13 protein-coding genes, 2 tRNA genes and 3 rRNA genes are annotated in these 18982 nt (G+C 51.2%); 15 read left to right on the top strand and 3 right to left on the bottom strand.

From position 1 onward, the window contains the following. From CELL2_RS03835 to CELL2_RS03785, 11 genes are all read left to right on the top strand, one after another. Positions 1-2172, top strand: coding sequence for a sodium-translocating pyrophosphatase (locus CELL2_RS03835; protein WP_039446207.1), 2172 nt, complete (start codon positions 1-3; stop codon positions 2170-2172). Positions 2173-2230: 58 nt separating this feature from the next. After that, a complete protein-coding gene (locus CELL2_RS03830; protein WP_029683257.1) occupies positions 2231-2497 on the top strand; it encodes an acyl carrier protein in 267 nt (88 codons plus the stop codon). Continuing rightward, positions 2478-3359 carry a DUF89 domain-containing protein gene (locus CELL2_RS03825; RefSeq protein ID WP_012310743.1) on the top strand — a complete coding sequence of 294 codons (882 nt, stop codon included), beginning with the start codon at positions 2478-2480 and terminating at the stop codon, positions 3357-3359. Before CELL2_RS03830 ends, CELL2_RS03825 begins: the two co-directional genes overlap by 20 nt. Before the next feature lie 24 nt (positions 3360-3383). Then, positions 3384-4235 carry a YitT family protein gene (locus CELL2_RS03820; RefSeq protein WP_004082812.1) on the top strand — a complete coding sequence of 284 codons (852 nt, stop codon included), beginning with the start codon at positions 3384-3386 and terminating at the stop codon, positions 4233-4235. A gap of 1 nt (position 4236) precedes the next feature. After that, the gene (priA, locus tag CELL2_RS03815; protein WP_038033296.1) at positions 4237-6447 is read left to right on the top strand and encodes a primosomal protein N'; all 2211 of its coding nucleotides are present in this window, start codon (positions 4237-4239) and stop codon (positions 6445-6447) included. Between the two features lie 231 nt (positions 6448-6678). After that, positions 6679-8238, top strand: a 16S ribosomal RNA gene (locus tag CELL2_RS03810). Positions 8239-8280: 42 nt separating this feature from the next. Next, a tRNA-Ile gene (locus CELL2_RS03805) sits at positions 8281-8357 on the top strand. A 5-nt stretch (positions 8358-8362) separates the two neighbouring features. Continuing rightward, positions 8363-8438 (top strand) — tRNA-Ala (locus CELL2_RS03800). A gap of 40 nt (positions 8439-8478) precedes the next feature. Next, positions 8479-12198, top strand: a 23S ribosomal RNA gene (locus CELL2_RS03795). A 42-nt stretch (positions 12199-12240) separates the two neighbouring features. Further along, positions 12241-12357, top strand: a 5S ribosomal RNA gene (rrf, locus tag CELL2_RS03790). The 16S, 23S and 5S rRNA genes sit together here with 2 tRNA genes alongside, the layout of an rRNA operon. A 55-nt stretch (positions 12358-12412) precedes the next feature. Beyond that, the gene (locus tag CELL2_RS03785; RefSeq protein ID WP_008193941.1) at positions 12413-12691 is read left to right on the top strand and encodes a hypothetical protein; all 279 of its coding nucleotides are present in this window, start codon (positions 12413-12415) and stop codon (positions 12689-12691) included. A 27-nt stretch (positions 12692-12718) separates the two neighbouring features. On the opposite strand, the gene CELL2_RS03780 is transcribed toward CELL2_RS03785, so the two are convergent. After that, positions 12719-13288 carry a hypothetical protein gene (locus CELL2_RS03780; protein ID WP_038033297.1) on the bottom strand — a complete coding sequence of 190 codons (570 nt, stop codon included), beginning with the start codon at positions 13286-13288 and terminating at the stop codon, positions 12719-12721. Between the two features lie 82 nt (positions 13289-13370). Here CELL2_RS03780 and holA point away from each other — a divergent pair, with 82 nt between their 5' ends. From holA to glmM, 4 genes are read left to right on the top strand one after another with little or no spacing between them, the layout of a single operon-like run. Further along, positions 13371-14345 carry a DNA polymerase III subunit delta gene (holA, locus tag CELL2_RS03775; RefSeq protein WP_008193936.1) on the top strand — a complete coding sequence of 325 codons (975 nt, stop codon included), beginning with the start codon at positions 13371-13373 and terminating at the stop codon, positions 14343-14345. Beyond that, entirely contained in the window at positions 14314-15507 is a 1194-nt protein-coding gene (locus CELL2_RS03770; RefSeq protein WP_038033299.1) for a TIGR04013 family B12-binding domain/radical SAM domain-containing protein, read from the top strand. The genes holA and CELL2_RS03770 overlap by 32 nt, the downstream gene beginning before the upstream one ends. Next, the gene (locus tag CELL2_RS03765) at positions 15488-16270 is read left to right on the top strand and encodes a carbon-nitrogen hydrolase family protein (protein ID WP_369699334.1); all 783 of its coding nucleotides are present in this window, start codon (positions 15488-15490) and stop codon (positions 16268-16270) included. The genes CELL2_RS03770 and CELL2_RS03765 overlap by 20 nt, the downstream gene beginning before the upstream one ends. Beyond that, positions 16267-17556 carry a phosphoglucosamine mutase gene (gene glmM / locus CELL2_RS03760; RefSeq protein WP_038033301.1) on the top strand — a complete coding sequence of 430 codons (1290 nt, stop codon included), beginning with the start codon at positions 16267-16269 and terminating at the stop codon, positions 17554-17556. Before CELL2_RS03765 ends, glmM begins: the two co-directional genes overlap by 4 nt. On the opposite strand, the gene CELL2_RS03755 is transcribed toward glmM, so the two are convergent. Beyond that, complete coding sequence (locus CELL2_RS03755) at positions 17536-17985, bottom strand: SRPBCC domain-containing protein (protein ID WP_029683263.1); 450 nt, start codon at positions 17983-17985, stop codon at positions 17536-17538. The genes glmM and CELL2_RS03755 overlap by 21 nt on opposite strands. After that, positions 17912-18973 (bottom strand): cyclic di-GMP phosphodiesterase, encoded by a 1062-nt coding sequence (locus tag CELL2_RS09855; protein WP_052123922.1) that lies wholly within the window; start codon positions 18971-18973, stop codon positions 17912-17914. Before CELL2_RS09855 ends, CELL2_RS03755 begins: the two co-directional genes overlap by 74 nt. Between the last annotated feature and the right edge of the window lie 9 nt (positions 18974-18982).

Raw genomic sequence — 18982 nt, 5'->3', positions numbered from 1 at the left:
ATGTGGCTGCTCTTTTTAATTCCGCTTGTTGCACTCGGTTTTGCTGCCGCAAACTTCGCAGCCGTCGTCAGAAAACCAGAGGGGACCGAGCAGATGAAAGAGATTTCCTCTTACATCAGAAGTGGAGCAGATTCCTTCCTTGCACACGAAACAAAAGCCATTTTTAAAGTTGCCATCGTCATAGCGATACTCCTCATGATCTTCACAACCTGGCAGACGGGCGTGGCGTTTCTTCTGGGAGCCGTTATGAGTGCATCTGCTGGTATCGTGGGAATGAAGATGGCCACCAGGGCAAACGTCAGGGTGGCGGAGGCTGCCAGAACCACAAAGAAGATAGGCCCCGCTCTGAAAGTGGCGTATCAAGGTGGAAGCGTTATGGGTCTTTCCGTTGGTGGATTCGCTCTGCTTGGACTCGTCCTGGTGTATCTGATTTTCGGAAAGTGGATGGGACAGGTGGACAATCTGAACATATACACGAACTGGCTTGGAATAAACTTTGTTCCTTTTGCGATGACCGTTTCTGGATACGCCCTTGGATGTTCAATCATTGCCATGTTCGATAGGGTCGGTGGAGGAGTTTACACGAAGGCCGCTGACATGGCAGCTGACCTCGTTGGAAAAACCGAATTGAACCTCCCGGAAGACGATCCCAGGAATCCGGCAACGATCGCAGACAATGTGGGAGACAACGTGGGAGACGTTGCGGGGCTCGGAGCGGACCTTTTGGAGAGCTTTGTTGGAGCGATAGTTTCTTCCATAATCCTCGCTTCTTACATGTTCCCAATCTACGTTCAGAAGATAGGCGAGAATCTGGTACATCAAGTACCGAAAGAAACGATACAAGCTCTCATCAGCTATCCTATCTTCTTTGCTCTTGCTGGTCTTGGCTGTTCGATGCTTGGAATACTGTACGTGATCGTGAAGAAACCATCTGATAATCCTCAAAGAGAACTCAACATCAGTCTCTGGACATCTGCGCTGCTCACAGTTGTCCTCACAGCCTTTCTGACGTATTTCTATCTGAAAGATCTTCAGGGACTCGATGTAGTTGGATTCCGATTTGGAGCCATCTCACCTTGGTTCTCAGCGATTATAGGCATCTTCTCAGGGATTCTCATAGGATTCTGGGCCGAGTACTACACGAGTTACCACTACAAACCGACCCAGTTTCTGAGTAAATCTTCTATCGAAGGGACCGGAATGGTCATTTCGAACGGACTTTCACTGGGAATGAAGAGCGTGTTTCTCCCCACTCTAACACTTGTTCTTGGTATCCTCTTTGCTGATTATTTTGCGGGTCTCTACGGTTTGGCGATTGCCGCGCTTGGAATGCTTTCGTTTGTTGCAACATCCGTCTCTGTTGACAGCTACGGTCCCATTGCGGACAACGCGGGTGGAATAAGCGAAATGTGTGAACTGGATCCCGAGGTCAGAAAGATCACGGATCACCTCGACGCGGTCGGTAACACCACCGCAGCCATAGGAAAGGGATTCGCTATAGGATCCGCTATATTTGCAGCGCTTTCGCTCTTTGCGTCTTACATGTTCTCCCAGATCAGTCCTTCTGATATTGGGAAGCCTCCTTCACTCGTGCTTCTTCTGAACATGCTCGATGCGAGGGTCATAGCAGGCGCCCTCCTTGGTGCAGCCATCACATATTACTTCAGTGGATATCTTATTTCGGCAGTTACCAAGGCAGCTATGAAGATGGTGGATGAGATCAGAAGACAGGCTCGAGAAATCCCAGGACTGCTGGAAGGTAAGGCCAAGCCTGACTACAACAGGTGTATTGAAATCACCAGTGACAACGCTCTGAAGCAGATGGGTTATCCTGCGTTCATAGCGATTCTCACACCGCTTGTGACTGGTTTCCTCCTCGGAGCGGAGTTCGTTGGAGGGGTGTTGATAGGAACGGTCCTCAGCGGTGCGATGCTCGCAATTCTGACGGCCAATTCTGGAGGAGCCTGGGACAACGCGAAGAAGTATCTGGAAGCGGGTAATCTGGAAGGGTACGGAAAAGGTTCCGAGCCGCACAAGGCACTGGTTATAGGAGACACGGTTGGAGATCCTCTCAAGGACACCGTTGGACCTTCCCTTGACATTCTCATAAAGATCATGTCGGTGGTCTCGGTGATAGCTGTCTCCATATTCAAACACGTTCACCTGTTCTGATAAACGGGGGCTTCGGCCCCCTTTAAAATTGTGGTAGGATTTCATGGGGGGACTTCACGTGGAAAGGAAAAAGCTCATGGCGAAATTTGTCGAAATCGCGTCAGAGAAAATGGGGAAAGATCTTGAAACGGTTGATGAAGAAAACACATTTGAAGAGCTTGGATTCGATTCGATAGACGTGATAGATCTTGTGATGTTCTTTGAAGATGAATTTGCCTTGAGAATAGAAGATGAGGAGATATCGAAAATTCGAAAGGTTAAGGATCTGATCGATATCGTAATCAAGAAGCTGGAGGAGATCGACGATGAGGTATCTGAGGGCTGACGAAAGGTGTCTGATCTGCAGTCTCAGACAGGCGGAGAATCTTCTGAAGAAAACCATCACTTCTCCTGAAAAGAGATGGGTGATCTTCAGGGAAGTTTTCAGGATTATGAGTGAAATGAAGTGGGGTATGAAGCCTCTCGAAGTGAACGGAGAGGTTCACAGGTTCATAATGGAGTACATAAAGGAAGAAGATCCTTTCAAAGAGGAGAAAAGAAGATCGAACGATATGGCCATGAAACTCGTTGAAATGTTCAGACCAGAGATTTTGAACTCTCCCGATCCTGTGTATTCCGCCGCAAAACTCGCCGTTTCTGGGAATCTGATAGATCTCGGGATACCGGGATGGAGTGTTGATGAAATCTTTGAAAAACTACACGAGGCTTACGAAAGGCCGTTCGACAGAGAAGACTTCGAGGAATTCAGGAATGTGTTGATGAACGCTTCCACTCTGTTCTATGTGGCTGACAACGCGGGAGAAATCGTGTTTGACAAGTTCTTCATAGAAGTCCTGAAGATGGAGAATCCATCGCTGGAGGTAGTTGTGGCGGTTCGTGGCAAACCCATTATCAACGATGCAACCATTGAGGACGCGAAGTACATCGGTCTGGAAGAGATCGCCACTGTTATTAGCTCTGGAGTGGACGAACCTGGTGTCATGCTTGATAAGGCGAGTGAGGAGTTCAGAAAGGCATTCTTTGAGTTCGATGTTGTGATCTCCAAAGGCCAGGGAAACTTCGAAGGTCTCTACGAAGAGGAGAAAAAGAATCTCTTCTTCCTCCTGACAGCAAAGTGTGATTTCGTTGCCGAAGTACTGAACGTTCCTCTGGGCGGTAAGGTCTTCATCTCTTCTTCCTCCCTCTGATTTCTCTTGTGGAGGTGAAAGAAGTTGATAGAAAAAATCAAAGAGTACGTGCTGAGTACTCTTGGAACGTTGATCACTGCCGTTGGACTCGTTGTTTTCCTCATACCGAACGATATAGCGGCTGGTGGGGTGAGTGGACTTTCGATAATACTTCACAGTTTTGTGCCGATCCCCGTTGGTGTGTGGATGTACATACTCAACGGTTTGCTCTTTTTGATAGCTTTCTTGACGATAGGATTCGATTTCAGCGCGAAGACTATTTATTGCACCTTTGTTTTTAACTTCTTCGTGGATCTTTTCGACCGCATTATTCCCCTTCCAAAGTACACCGGTGATGATCTGTTTCTTGCCGTGTTTTTTGGAACCATCCTCACAGCTTCCGGCCTTGCCATAACTTTCTCTCAGAACGCTTCCACAGGAGGAACGGATATTCTGGCCAGGATTCTGAACAAGTACTTCTGGATATCTATGGGAACGGGGCTGCTCATGGTGGATGTCGCGATAGCGGTACTTGCAGGACTTGTTTTCAGTGCCAGAACAGGTATGTACGCACTTCTTGGAGTTATTTTGAACGGTATAATGGTGGATTTCATGATGAGAGGTATTGAGCAGTCGAGTGAGGTGATCATTATCTCTGAAAAATGCGACGATATAAAAGACTTTGTGCTGAACGTTCTTCAAAGAGGGGCTACTTACATTCCCGCAAAGGGAGCTTACACCGGCAAAGAAAGGAAGATACTTCTGGTGGTGGTGAGGAGAAGGGAATTGAACGAACTGATCAGGTTCATAAAGAAGGCTGATCCAAAAGCCTTCGTCATAATCAAGGAAGTGAGGCAGGCCCTTGGAGAAGGGTTCAAAGAACTGGAGGAGTTGTGAGATGTACTACAAGGTGGCTGTCTCCGGTTCGGGAAAAGTGCTTAATGTTTTCTCTTCAGAAGAGCTTTTGACTGGTGAAAGAGTGTGGTTGAAGTGGCGAAATGAAAAAGTCAAGGGCTACGTACTGGAACGATCATTTTCACACGAAAACGAAGCAACGCTCAGTGAAAGGGACGGTAAAAGTTTTCTAAGCGAAGGACATGTGAAAATAGCAGAATGGGTGTCTGAAAGGTTTTTCTCACCTGTAGGAATGGTTTTCGATCTGTTTTTCCCACAGGGTATCGACGATTACAAGGAGGAAGTGGTTGTTTCGGAGAGTCCGTTTCTGGATTTCGACAGGATGACTCTGCGCGATTTTCTTGAAACTTTCGGGGAAAAAGCTCTGAAAGAAATGGTGAAAAAAGGCCTGGTGAGGGTGGAGAAAAATTTCTATGTGAAAGAGCCAAGACCTCGTGTGAAAAAACGATTGTTTCTGAAAAAGGGAATAAGTGAAATCGTTCGAGAACATCTAACTGTGAAGCAGAGAATGGTGGTGGAATACCTTCAATTCAACGATGGGGTCCCTCTTGAGGAGCTGCTGGAGGATCTGGAGGTTTCAAAGAGTGTGATTGAAACTCTTCAAAGGAAGAATATAGTAGAAATAGTGAGTGGTGACGTTCTTCCAAAAAAGAGAAGGATTCTCCGCAGTGGTTTCAAAGAAAATATTTCGAAGGAAAATCTTTTTTTTGGTCCTACTGGAAGTGGAAAAACCGAGGCTTTGTTCGAGTTGATCGATGTGTATTCGAGGAAAGGAACTGTGCTTTTCCTCGTACCGGAAGTTTCTGTTCTCACCCACACGCTTTCACGTCTGAAGGGAGCCTTCCCGGACTTGAAAATAGGGATTTATCACAGCTACCTTTCCAGAGCGAGGAAAAATCTGGAATGGTACAGGGCGGTTAGCGGAAAAATCGATGTGCTTTTGGGAACACGCAGTGCTGTTTTTGTTCCAGTTAAGAATCTTTCCCTCTTGATAGTCGACGAAGAACACGATGAGAGTTTTTATCAACACACTCGACCTTCTTACGATGCCATCGTGGTTGCAAGGAAAATCTCTGAAGTTTTCGATGTTCCCATAATTCTGTCTTCTGCAACACCGGATTTGTGGACCTACAGAGAGGCAAAAGAGGGTCGCATCAGGACGTTCAATTTTACGAGAAGGTTCGGGAGTTTGTCTGTGGAAGTTGTCGATATGCGAAATGAAGAGAAGATAGGAAGTTTTGCGAAAAAGACCCTTGACAGAATAGAGGAGACCCTCGAGGAAGGCAAGAGAGTTCTCATCTACGTAAGGAGAAAAGGTTTCTGGGGTCGTGTCCAGTGTGAAGTGTGTGGGTACGTGCTCAAATGTGAGAATTGTGATGTGTCTCTGGTGTACCATTCAGATACGCATTCCTTGAAATGTCATCAATGTGGGCGTGAGTACGGATTGGTTGAATCCTGTCCTCGCTGTGGAGGGCGTCTCGTCGGAAGAACAGCGGGAACAGAAAGAGTGGAAAGGGAACTGAAAAGGTACTTTCCGACCCGCAGGATAGCGAGGGTCGACAGAGAGGTTGTCGATAACATCATGGAGCTGGAAAGTTACATAGACAAATTGATCAGAGGCGAGATAGATATCCTCGTTGGAACCAGGTTGATCACAAAGAGTCTCAGTGTACCCGAAATAGGCCTTGTATGTATCACAGATGTGGATTCTTTGATCTTCAACCCTGATTATTCGTCTTCACTTCGTACGTTTCAGTTGATCGTTCAGACTCTGGGAAGGGCATCGAGAGGAGATCAGGGGAAGGCGATTATCCAGACCTATAATTCGGAGGACACGATCATCAAAAAAGCCTTAGAAGAAGATGTGGATGGTTTTTATGCCGAAGAACTCGAAAGAAGAAAAGCCCTTGGTTATCCTCCATATCGTCACCTCATTCAGGTTGCTGTGAAGTCCAAGAATCCGGAAGTTGGAAAGAATTCTCTGACTTCTCTAAAAGAATTTCTGAAAGGCGAGGAGGTTCTTGGACCCGTTGAGCACTGGGTTTTCAAACTGAGAGGATTCTACAGGCACCATCTCATTGTGAAAACAGAAGACTTGGAGAGAGTACTTCCAAAACTGGAAAAAGCGTTGAGAATACTGGGAATCGATGCGATTGTTCGGGTCGATCCACCCACACTCGAGGTATCGGATTAACCTTGATGTTACTTTATCGTATCTTTTTCTTAATTGAAAGAGGTTGAAGGGGGTGCTATTATTAATCTCGGCGACGTTGAGATGAAGGGTCTTCAGAAAGCAGAAAAGAAGAATAGAACCCGGAAAGAGAAGTTACGAACTCAGAGCCGAAGCAAACTTCAAGGTTTTTGTCCCCGGGTCATTGAAATATGGATAGCAGCCCCCCCAGTTTGTTGAGCCTGGATCGAATCTTATATGGAGGGTTTGATCCTGGCTCAGGGTGAACGCTGGCGGCGTGCCTAACACATGCAAGTCGAGCGGGGGAAACTCCCTTCGGGGAGGAGTACCCAGCGGCGGACGGGTGAGTAACACGTGGGTAACCTGCCCTCCGGAGGGGGATAACCAGGGGAAACCCTGGCTAATACCCCATACGCTCCATCAACGCAAGTTGGTGGAGGAAAGGGGCGCTTGCCCCGCCGGAGGAGGGGCCCGCGGCCCATCAGGTAGTTGGTGGGGTAACGGCCCACCAAGCCGACGACGGGTAGCCGGCCTGAGAGGGTGGTCGGCCACAGGGGCACTGAGACACGGGCCCCACTCCTACGGGAGGCAGCAGTGGGGAATCTTGGACAATGGGGGAAACCCTGATCCAGCGACGCCGCGTGCGGGACGAAGCCCTTCGGGGTGTAAACCGCTGTGGCGGGGGAAGAATAAGGTAGGGAGGAAATGCCCTACCGATGACGGTACCCCGCTAGAAAGCCCCGGCTAACTACGTGCCAGCAGCCGCGGTAATACGTAGGGGGCAAGCGTTACCCGGATTTACTGGGCGTAAAGGGGGCGTAGGCGGCCTGGTGTGTCGGATGTGAAATCCCACGGCTCAACCGTGGGGCTGCATCCGAAACTACCAGGCTTGGGGGCGGTAGAGGGAGACGGAACTGCCGGTGTAGGGGTGAAATCCGTAGATATCGGCAGGAACGCCGGTGGGGAAGCCGGTCTCCTGGGCCGACCCCGACGCTGAGGCCCGAAAGCCAGGGGAGCAAACCGGATTAGATACCCGGGTAGTCCTGGCTGTAAACGATGCCCACTAGGTGTGGGGGGGTAATCCCTCCGTGCTGAAGCTAACGCGTTAAGTGGGCCGCCTGGGGAGTACGCCCGCAAGGGTGAAACTCAAAGGAATTGACGGGGGCCCGCACAAGCGGTGGAGCGTGTGGTTTAATTGGATGCTAAGCCAAGAACCTTACCAGGGCTTGACATGCCGGTGGTACCTCCCCGAAAGGGGTAGGGACCCAGTCCTTCGGGACTGGGAGCCGGCACAGGTGGTGCACGGCCGTCGTCAGCTCGTGCCGTGAGGTGTTGGGTTAAGTCCCGCAACGAGCGCAACCCCTGCCCCTAGTTGCCAGCGGTTCGGCCGGGCACTCTAGGGGGACTGCCGGCGACGAGCCGGAGGAAGGAGGGGATGACGTCAGGTACTCGTGCCCCTTATGCCCTGGGCGACACACGCGCTACAATGGGCGGTACAATGGGTTGCGACCCCGCGAGGGGGAGCCAATCCCCAAAGCCGCCCTCAGTTCGGATCGCAGGCTGCAACCCGCCTGCGTGAAGCCGGAATCGCTAGTAATCGCGGATCAGCCACGCCGCGGTGAATACGTTCCCGGGCCTTGTACACACCGCCCGTCACGCCACCCGAGTCGGGGGCTCCCGAAGACACCTACCCCAACCCGAAAGGGAGGGGGGGTGTCGAGGGAGAACCTGGCGAGGGGGGCGAAGTCGTAACAAGGTAGCCGTACCGGAAGGTGCGGCTGGATCACCTCCTTTCTAGGAGATGAATGGGGGCTGCTATCCATATTCCAATGGCTCGGGCTCGTAGCTCAGTCGGTCAGAGCGCACGCCTGATAAGCGTGAGGTCGGTGGTTCGAGTCCACCCGAGCCCACCATTGGTGGGGACGTAGCTCAGCTGGGAGAGCGCCTGCTTTGCAAGCAGGAGGTCAGGGGTTCGAATCCCCTCGTCTCCACCAAGGTGAAGGGTCATTGAAAACTGCATAGGGGAAAGTAGGAGGTCAAGGTACTAAGGGCACGCGGTGGATGCCTTGGCGGCGGGAGGCGATGAAGGGCGTGGCAAGCTGCGATAAGCCCGGGGGAGCCGCAAGCAGGCGTTGATCCCGGGATTCCCGAATGGGGAAACCTGGGTGGCCGTTGAGGCCACTCGCCGCCGAAAGGCGGTGCGATACCGGGGGAAGTGAAACATCTCAGTACCCCGAGGAAAAGAAATCAACCGAGATTCCCCTAGTAGCGGCGAGCGAACGGGGAGGAGCCCAAACCAGCGTGGTGTCAAAGCCCGTGGGCGTTGCCACGCTGGGGTTGCGGGACACGGCCGGGCGAGGCCACGGACTCGCCGGGGAGTTACAAATCCCTCCTCTAGCCGAACCACCTGGGAAGGTGGGCCGGAGAGGGTGACAGCCCCGTAGGCGAAAGGGGAGGGACTCCCTGGGCCGTGCTCCCGAGTACCGCGGGACACGTGGAATCCCGTGGGAAGCTGGGGGGACCACCCTCCAAGGCTAAATACTACCCGCCGTCCGATAGTGCACCAGTACCGTGAGGGAAAGGTGAAAAGCACCCCGGAAGGGGAGTGAAAGAGGACCTGAAACCGCGTGCCTACAAGAAGTCGGAGCCCCCATTTGGGGGTGACGGCGTGCCTTTTGATTAATGAGCCCGCGAGTTGCCGTCGGTGGCGAGGTTAAGCCGATGAAGGCGTAGCCGCAGCGAAAGCGAGTCCGAACAGGGCGTTCAGTCACCGGCGGCAGACCCGAAGCCGGGTGAGCTACCCCTGGGCAGGGTGAAGGTGGGTTAAAACCCACTGGAGGCCCGAACCGGTGGACAGTGAAAAGTCCTCGGATGACCTGGGGGTAGGAGTGAAAAGCTAACCGAACCCGGTGATAGCTGGTTCTCCCCGAAATGCATTGAGGTGCAGCCTCGGGCGGTCTGTGCAGGGGGTAGAGCACTGATGGGGCTAGGGGGGTTTCCTCCGAACCCCGTCAAACTCCGAATTCCTGCACACAAAGCCCGGGAGTGAGCCCGCGGGGGATAAGCTCCGCGGACGAGAGGGGAACAACCCAGACCGCCGGCTAAGGGCCCGAAGAGGTGGCTAAGTGGTAAAGGATGTGGAGCGCCTAAGACAGCTGGGATGTTGGCTTAGAAGCAGCCATCATTTAAAGAGTGCGTAACAGCTCACCAGCCGAGGCGCTCTGCACCGAAAATGTAACGGGGCTCAAGCCACCCCCCGAAGCCGCGGGTCAGTGCCTCCGCTGGAGGTACTGGCGGTAGGGGAGCTTTCCGCTGTAGGGTGAAGGCGGACCCGCGAGGGCCGCTGGACGAGGCGGAAGTGAGAATGCGGGCATGAGTATACGAAAGGAGGGTGAGAATCCCTCCCCCCGTAAGCCCAAGGGTACCTGGGGAAGGGTCGTCCGCCCAGGGTTAGCCGGGACCCTAAGGTGAACCCGAAAGGGGTAGCCGAAGGGAAGCCGGTTAATATTCCGGCGCCATCTGCGGTCGATGGTACGAGGGGTGACGCAGGAGGGTAGGCGCCGGGGGCAAGTGGCATGCCCCTCCAAGCGGTTAGGGCGATGACGGGCGTAGGTAAATCCGCGCCCCGAGCCTGAGCCGTGATGGGGAGGTCCCTTCGGGGACCAACGGCGCTGACCCCACACTGCCGAGAAAAACCTCGCGTACCGCTTGAGGCCGTAGGTGCCCGTTCCGCAAACCGACACAGGTGGGCGGGCTGAGAAGGCTCAGGGGAGCGGGTGAACCCTCGCCAAGGAACTCGGCAAATTGGCCCCGTAACTTCGGGAGAAGGGGTGCCGCGTTAGGGTGAACCCAGGGGAAGGGGCAACCCGGAAACTGGGGGAGCCCGAGGCGGTCGCAGTGACAAGGCCCTGGCGACTGTTTACCAAAAACACAGGTCTCTGCTAACTCGAAAAGAGGAAGTATAGGGACTGACGCCTGCCCAGTGCCGGAAGGTTAAGGGGAGGGGTGAGGCTCCCCTCGTGGGAGCGTAGCTCCGACCCGAAGCCCCGGTAAACGGCGGCCGTAACTATAACGGTCCTAAGGTAGCATTCGCTGCCTGCCCACAGGGAAACCTGTGGGGCAATACCCGGCTGTATGCGGGGAAGCCCTTAGAGCCCTTCTTACCTGGGGGCTGCGGCCAGCCCAGGTAAAAATGGAAGGGATTGGGTAATCCGCAGGAAACCCCGTGAGGGGGATCCTCAGAGACTGTACGCCGGGCATCCAGTCCCCGTGAGAAGGGGTGGAAATCTTGGATCTCAAACCTGATTGGGTTGTTGGATTCGTCGATGGTGAAGGCTGTTTCTATGTGGGTGTTAATAGAAATCGCACCATGAAAACAGGTTACCAGGTTCTCCCTGAATTCAGGATCGTTCAACATGAAAGAGATATACAGGTTTTGTACGCATTGAGAAAGTTTTTCGGATGCGGTGTTGTGCGAAGAAACCACGATGATCGATACGAGCTTCGGATCCGGAAGAGATCTTGCTTGAAAAAAGTAGTGGAGTTTTTCGAAAAACACCCTCTGAAAACGAAGAAGAACGTCGACTTCAAGAAATTCAGAAGGATAATCCTGATGATGGAACGGGGAGAACACCTGACGAAAGAAGGTCTCATCAAGATCCTGGAAATAGCCATGGAAATAAACACAGGTAATCACGAGAGACTACGACGAGTCCTTGAAGAGATCCGGGGACTGGATGAAGATACAGTCCACCCCCATTCCGAAAGGATGGGATAAAGGTGAGCGAAATTCCTTGTCGGGTAAGTTCCGACCTGCATGAATGGCGTAACGACTGGGGCACTGTCTCGGCGGGGGGCCCGGTGAAATTTCAGTCTGGGTGAAGATGCCCAGTACCCGCGGCTAGACGGAAAGACCCCGTGGAGCTTTACTGCAGCCTGGTATTGGGCTCTGGTGCATCGTGTATAGAATAGGTGGGAGGCTGTGAAGCCGCCTCGCCAGGGGCGGTGGAGCCGCCAGTGGAATACCACCCTCGGTGCACTGGAGTTCTAACCTGACCCTGTGAAGAGCAGGGTGGGGACAGTGCCAGGTGGGCAGTTTGACTGGGGCGGTCACCTCCTAAAAGGTAACGGAGGTGTGCAAAGGTCGGCTCAGGTGGGTTGGAAATCCACCGCAGAGTGCAAGGGCATAAGCCGGCCTGACTGCGAGGCCGACAGGCCGAGCAGGGGGGAAACCCGGCCCTAGTGACCCGGCGGTCCCGTGTGGAAGGGCCGTCGATCAACGGATAAAAGTTACCCCGGGGATAACAGGCTGGTCCCGCCCGAGAGTTCACATCGACGGCGGGGTTCGGCACCTCGATGTCGGCTCATCCCATCCTGGGGCTGAAGCAGGTCCCAAGGGTTGGGCTGTTCGCCCATTAAAGGGGTACGTGAGCTGGGTTCAGACCGTCGTGAGACAGGTCGGTCCCTATCTGCCGCGGGCGTAGGAGGCTTGAGGGGGGTCCTCCCTTGTACGAGAGGACCGGGAGGAGGGGGCCTCTGGTGTACCGGCTGTCGCGCCAGCGGCATACGCCGGGTAGCTATGCCCCTAAGCGATAACCGCTGAAAGCATCTAAGCGGGAAGCGCGCCCCAAGATTAGGCCTCCCATCCCGTTAAGGGAGTAAGGCCGGTCCGAGAAGAGGACCTTGATAGGCCAGGGGTGTAAGCGCCGCAAGGCGTTGAGCCCACTGGTACTAATCGGCCGAGGCCTTGACCTCCGAAATCCCCTATGCAGTTTCCAGTGACCCTTCGAAGTATCCCCGGGTGCCGATACTGGGGCGGGAAACACCCGGTTCCATTCCGAACCCGGCCGTTAAGCCGCCCTGGGCCGATGGTAGTATGGGGGTAGCCCCATGCGAGAGTAGGTAGCGCCCGGGGATTTGTTTTTTTATAGATCACCTTTTGTTATAATAGTAACAAGGGGGTGATATCGTGGCGGAAAAACTTCCTATAAAAACTGTGATGGCAATCCTTGTGGAAAACAGAAGAGAAACAGCAGAGAAAGTTCAAAAGATTCTCACGGCTTGGGGCTGTCTGATCAAGACAAGACTCGGCCTCCATGATGGTGTTCTCGACAACTGTTCAGAAGCGGGTCTCATAGTTCTTGAACTTGTGGGAAGTCCTGAGCAGCACAGAGAACTCTGTGACAAACTCAACAAACTTCCAGGTGTGAAAGCAGACTACATGGAACTTTCATTCGATGAAGAATGAAGCCCCTCGAAAAGAGGGGCTTTTGTTTTACCAGGCGGTCCAGGTGACCCAGAGCCTCACGTTGGTGATGGTGACCGTGACGGTGGCATCAGTGGTGGACTCGTATTCGTTTTGACCAAAAATCACCCATAGAGTGACATCTTCGCCGTTGTTTATCTTGTCGAGTGCTGCTTTCAAGGCGCTTGAATCGTTGGCGGAGATAGAAAGAGAGTATTCGGTTTTTTGAGAAGTATCTATATCGATATTCACATCTCCAGTCTCTGGAATGGACGTTGGTTCTTCAAGTGAAAAATCTATGAAACCATTAAATGTGAGGCTTCCTTCAACTGTGATCTTTCCAGACACTTCGATGTTGTGGAAATGTACTGTTCCAGGAACTCCCGCACTTTGCTGCGCGCTTTTCACATCTTCTGCTTTGATCGTGAAGCTTGTCCACGTTGCTTCTAGTGTAGTAGAACTTCCCGCTGGTACTTCGAACACCTGAGGCTCGATACCGGGGTTCCCAAGGTCGATGGGGATAGGCACCGGGATACATCCGGAAACCAGCATGAGAATACCAGCCGTAATCAGAACCGACCAGATGAGCACCCTTTTCATATTTTCACCTCCTTCTCTCTGAATGATAGCACTTTGAAATTGTTTCTCAAAGCGTGTTAAAATCACCATGAGAGGTGATTGTATGCCGGTCACGTTTCTCACAGGCACTGCAGAGACTCAGAAAGAAGAATTGATAAAGAAACTACTGAAGGATGGAAATGTGGAGTACATAAGGATCCATCCGGAGGATCCTGACAAGATCGATTTCATAAGGTCTTTACTCAGGACAAAGACGATCTTTTCCAACAAGACGATCATTGATATCGTCAATTTCGATGAGTGGAAAGCGCAGGAACAGAAGCGTCTCGTTGAACTTTTGAAAAATGTACCGGAAGACGTTCATATCTTCATCCGTTCTCAAAAAACAGGTGGAAAGGGAGTAGCGCTGGAGCTTCCAAAGCCATGGGAAACGGACAAATGGCTTGAATGGATAGAAAAGCGCTTCAGGGAAAATGGTTTGCTCATCGATAAAGATGCCCTTCAGCTGTTTTTCTCCAAGGTTGGAACGAACGACCTGATCATAGAAAGGGAGATTGAAAAGCTGAAAGCTTATTCCGAGGACAAAAAGATAACGGTAGAGGACGTGGAAGAGGTCGTTTTCACCTATCAGACTCCGGGATACGATGATTTTTGCTTTGCCGTTTCCGAAGGAAAAAGGAAGATCGCTCACTCTCTTCTGTCGCAGTTGTGGAAAACCACAGAGCCCGTGGTGATTGCCACTGTCCTTGCGAATCACTTCCTGGATCTCTTCAAAATCCTCGTTCTTGTGACAAAGAAAAGATACTACACCTGGCCTGATGTGTCCAGGGTGTCCAAAGAGCTGGGAATTCCCGTTCCTCGTGTGGCTCGTTTCCTCGGTTTCTCCTTTAAGACCTGGAAATTCAAGGTGATAAACCACCTCCTCTATTACGATGTGAAGAAGGTTAGAAAGATACTGAGGGATCTCTACGATCTGGACAGAGTCGTGAAAAGCGAAGAAGATCCAAAGCCGTTCTTCCACGAGTTCATAGAAGAGGTGGCACTGGATGTATATTCTCTTCAGAGAGATGAAGAATAACTGGTACAGCCTCGCGGCCCTTCTCTCAACCATATACAGCAGGCACCTCGATGTGGAAGCAAGACCTGTGAAGTTTGAGGAAATAAAGAAGTTCCCTCCAGAAAAGACCATCGTTGCCTATTCCTTCATGAGTTTTGACCTTGATACCGTCAGAGAGGAAGTCAAAACATTGAAGGAAAGGGGATACACGCTCATCGCGGGAGGACCGCATGTGACAGCCGATCCAAAAGGCTGCTTGAGAATGGGATTCGATCACGTTTTCACGGGGGATGGAGAGGAGAATATTTTGAGGTTCTTGATGGGGGAGAGAAAAAAGATCTTCGATGGTATCTCAAAGAGAGTCAACTTGAACCACTACTCACCTTTCCTACCTTCGAAAGGAATCTACATGCCCATCGAAATCACGAGGGGATGCCCGTTTTCTTGTGCGTACTGTCAGACACCGATCATCGCTGGAAGACAGGTGAGACACCGTGATGTGGACGTCGTTGTTCACTACGCGAAACTCGGTGTGAAACACGGAAGGAAGCTCGCTCGTTTCATAGCTCCCAACTCCTTCGGCTATGGTTCGAAGAATGGAGTAACACCCAATGTAGAGAAGATAGAAGAACTCCTGTATGGACTCAAAAGGGTTGGTATCGAAGAAATATATTTCGGAACGTTTCCTTCCGAAGTGAGGCCAGAGTCTGTGACCGACGAAGTACTCAAAGTGGTGAAAAAGTACGTCAACAACCGTTCCATAGTGATAGGTGCCCAGAGCGGAAGCGACAGGATCTTGAAGATCATAAAGCGTGGCCACACGGTTGAACAGGTAGAGGAAGCGATAGAAAAGATCACTCTCCACGGTTTTATTCCACACGTTGATTTCATATTCGGCTTCCCGTTCGAAACGGAAGAGGATGTGGAGAAAACTTTCAGCTTTATTGTTAAAATAGTGGAGAGATACGGCGCAAAGATCCATGCGCACACCTTCATGCCGCTTCCCGGGACGGAACTTTTCAATGCTGGGCCCGGAAGACTCACAGAGGTTCATTACAAATTTCTGGGGAGGCTCGCTTCAAAGGGTATTCTCGACGGTTACTGGATGAAGCAGGAAATGCTTGCGAGGAAGGTGTACGAAATTGCGAGTGGCGGCAGTACAGATGTTACCAGCGATCGGTGACTTCGAAGGAAATCTGGAGAGAATAGAACAGTTCATAGAGATGGCTGTTTCGGAAGGAGCCGAAGTCGTTGTCTTTCCGGAGCTCACAATCAGTGGGTACACCTGGGACGAGGCGATTCTGAAAAGGGGAGCCTTGTTTTTTTCAGAAGTCGCAAAGAAAAAGCTCTTGAAGCTTTCAAGGGAAGGACAGATACTGATAGCTGTTGGTACACCAAGGATCGTTCTGGGAAAGCTTAGAAACTCGCTTGTGATTTTCAAGAAGAAAAGGGAATTGCTTTTCTACGATAAAACACATCTCTTTCGTGGAGAGAAAAACGTCTTTGAACCTGGGGAGTATTTCCTTGTGTTTTCTTACAGAGGGGTAGTTTTTGGCACGTTGATCTGTTATGAGATCGGCTTCCCTGAAATATCACGTATTTTAACATTCAAAGGGAGTAAAGTGATTCTCTCAGCCTTTGCTTTTGGGAAGGCTCGGGGGCACACGTACGATGTTGCCACGAGATCCAGGGCAGTTGAGAACGGAGTTTTCCTTGTGGCATCCTCCATGTGCGGCGAAGGTTTTGTGGAATTCGTCGGAAGAACGAGGATAGTGGGTCCAAACGGAAAGGTTATGAACGAGATAGAGAGCGGTGAAGGTTTGATCTGTGAAGATCTCGATCTAGATGCTGTTTATCATTACAGATACGACGAAGAAGGAGATTCTCACGCTTACCTTAGAAACTACATGTCCCACCTTTACACGCTTCAGAAGGGGAGGTTATGAGGGTGAAATACTTCGGAACCGACGGAATAAGGGGAATCTTTGGTGAAACACTCACAGATGAGCTGGCCTTCAAGGTGGGCAAAGCGCTGGGAGAGATTGTCGGAGAAGGAAGAGTCATTGTGGGAAAGGACACGAGGGTTTCGGGGGATTCGCTCGAAGCAGCTATTTCCGCTGGCCTCACGTCCATGGGGGTGGACGTTCTTCTGTGCGGCATTCTTCCAACGCCCGCGGTGGCTCTCCTCACGAGGATCACCAGGTCGTTCGGTGTTGTCATTTCGGCTTCTCACAATCCTCCAGAATACAACGGTATAAAGGTGTTGAAGGGTGGATACAAGATACCGGACGAGATGGAAGCAGAGATAGAGGAGAGACTGGAAAACGGGAGTTTCCCGGTCCGCTCGGTTGTCGGCAGGACAAAATCGTTCAGAGAAGGAAGGGACATGTACATCGGAGCGGTCCTTGAAATGTTCAGGGATCTCGATCTCACAGGTGAGATGGTATCCCTGGACCTTGCGAACGGTGCCACCACGACAACGGCCAAAGAGGTTTTTGAATTCCTTGGAGCGAAAGTAGAGGTGTTCAACGATTCCCGGGACGGACTCCTCATAAATCAAGGATGCGGAGCCACTCATCCCAGGTTTTTGGCCGAAGAGATGAAGAACGGGAAGGTAGGATTCACCTTCGATGGTGATGGAGACCGTGTGATAGCTGTAGACGAAGAAAGAAACGTTGTGAACGGAGATAGGATCATAGGAATCCTCGCAGTTGGGTTGAAAGAAGAGGGGCGTCTAAACAGCGATACCGTGGTGGGTACCGTTATGACGAATGGAGGCCTCGAAGATTTTCTCAAAGAAAAAGGAATAAAGCTTCTTCGAACGAAAGTTGGGGACAAATACGTCCTTGAAAAGATGCTCGAAAGTGGAGCGAATCTGGGAGGAGAGAGATCCGGTCACATAATAATCCTCGACAGAAGCACTACGGGAGATGGTTTGATAACCGCTTTGGAGCTGATGAGAGTTCTCAGGCGATCAGGAAGAAATCTTTCTGATTTTGCGAAGGAGATACCAGATTATCCGCAGATCACAAAGAACGTAAGGAGAACGGAGCGAATGTCTCTCGAAAATGAGAATCTGAGAAAGATCGTTGAAGAGAGCACTTCCAGGGGCTACCGTGTGGTGATAAGACCGTCCGGTACAGAGCCCGTTATAAGAATCACGGTTGAAGGGAAAGACAGAGAGGAGATAGAAAAGATCGTGGAGGAGATTTCAAGGGTTCTCGAGAGTTGATATCCCGTATTCTATCCATATCTTCGCGAGGGTCAACATTTCTCCCCATCCGACTGCACACTCGAGCTTTATTTTCATGTCCTCTTCGTTGAGGACAATCGTGTGGTCTTCCACCTGAACCCAGGTGCCGTTGTAGCTTGAGGAAAAGAACTCCATCTTGACGCGGGATCTGAATCCATCTTCGTATGTGTTCCAGGAGAACTCTATGAGATTGGGGGGTTCTAACCTATGGATGATGCCTTCGTCCGTCACTTCCTCCCCAAACGTTTTTCTGAACCACCTGAAGAAGATCTTTCCTCCTTCCTTGAGTTCCATCTTCATACCATCGGTGAACCAGCCGTCCCAGCCGTTTTCGTTAACGAATACCCTCCACACCTTCTCCAGAGGAGCTCTGATGTGAACGCCTGCCGTTGTGGGAGGTATCTTCATCCTTCTCCCTCCTGTAGACATCGGTTATTTCTTTTTCCAGTTTCAGGAAGGCTTCGACTACTTCTGGTGAATAGAGCTTTCCGGAGAGGGATTCTATCTCTCTGAACGCTTCTTCAAGTGGTTTTGGGTTTTTGTAGGGTCTTTTGGAAACCATGGCGTCGAAACTGTCCACCACCGCTACGATGAGACCAGAAATGGGTATTTCTCTCCCCTTCAGTCCCCTGGGATACCCGGCCCCATTCCATCTTTCGTGGTGCGTGAGAGCGATCTCCGCTCCGAGTTGAAGGATAGGGGAGTTGCTCCGGCTGAGGATTCTGAATCCGATGGTGGTGTGCTGTTTCATGATTTCGAACTCTTCCGGTGTGAGAATACCGGGCTTCAACAGAATTCTATCGGGTATTCCGATCTTTCCAATATCGTGGAGGGGAGCAGCGAACTGAATCTCTGTGACGAAAACCTCGCTCATTCCCATCTCTTCAGCGATCCTTCCTGAGAGCCATCCAACCCTCTCTGTGTGTTTGTGTGTCTCCATGTCCCTGTATTCGGAAAGCATGTTCAGTATTTCTAGAACTTCGAAGAGAAAGTCTTCGTATTCTGTGAAGAACTCCTCCGCAGTTTTTTCCAAAAGGAAAAGTTTTTTCTTCAACGATTTCAGATAGCTGTTTCTGTACATATGGAAGACTCTGTTTCTGAGGGCGTGGGTTATTTTCAATCTCAACAGTTCGAGATTGACAGGTTTTTTGATGAAATCATCGGCTTCTGCCTCCACACATTTCTTTACTATTTCAGTGTCGTCGTACGCGGTTACGACGAAGACCACACAGGATGGATTCTTCGCTTTTATCTTGTTCACCACTTCTATTCCACTCATCCCTGGAAGCATCACATCCACCAACGCGACGTCGACGTTTTCCGAAAGCTTGATGGCTTTCTCTCCGTTCTCTGCTTCGATCACATCGAAGCCAGAGAGCTTCAGGTACTGTCCCATGGCTTCCCG

The sequence above is a fragment of the Thermotoga sp. Cell2 genome (assembly GCF_000789375.1).
GTDB lineage: Bacteria > Thermotogota > Thermotogae > Thermotogales > Thermotogaceae > Thermotoga > Thermotoga petrophila.
Note: the sequence above shows the minus strand (reverse complement) of the source record. Positions and strands in the feature narration are given on the sequence as shown.

Bases quoted from the DNA above. Each gene is read 5' to 3' on its own strand.
- glmM (WP_038033301.1), top strand. From the start codon at position 16,267: ATGAGGGTGAAATACTTCGGAACCGACGGAATAAGGGGAATCTTTGGT.
- CELL2_RS03765 (WP_369699334.1), top strand. From the start codon at position 15,488: ATGTTACCAGCGATCGGTGACTTCGAAGGAAATCTGGAGAGAATAGAA.
- priA (WP_038033296.1), top strand. From the start codon at position 4,237: ATGTACTACAAGGTGGCTGTCTCCGGTTCGGGAAAAGTGCTTAATGTT.
- CELL2_RS03770 (WP_038033299.1), top strand. From the start codon at position 14,314: ATGTATATTCTCTTCAGAGAGATGAAGAATAACTGGTACAGCCTCGCG.
- CELL2_RS03825 (WP_012310743.1), top strand. From the start codon at position 2,478: ATGAGGTATCTGAGGGCTGACGAAAGGTGTCTGATCTGCAGTCTCAGA.
- CELL2_RS09855 (WP_052123922.1), bottom strand. From the start codon at position 18,973: ATGGGACAGTACCTGAAGCTCTCTGGCTTCGATGTGATCGAAGCAGAG.
- CELL2_RS03835 (WP_039446207.1), top strand. From the start codon at position 1: ATGTGGCTGCTCTTTTTAATTCCGCTTGTTGCACTCGGTTTTGCTGCC.
- holA (WP_008193936.1), top strand. From the start codon at position 13,371: ATGCCGGTCACGTTTCTCACAGGCACTGCAGAGACTCAGAAAGAAGAA.
- CELL2_RS03755 (WP_029683263.1), bottom strand. From the start codon at position 17,985: ATGAAGATACCTCCCACAACGGCAGGCGTTCACATCAGAGCTCCTCTG.
- CELL2_RS03780 (WP_038033297.1), bottom strand. From the start codon at position 13,288: ATGAAAAGGGTGCTCATCTGGTCGGTTCTGATTACGGCTGGTATTCTC.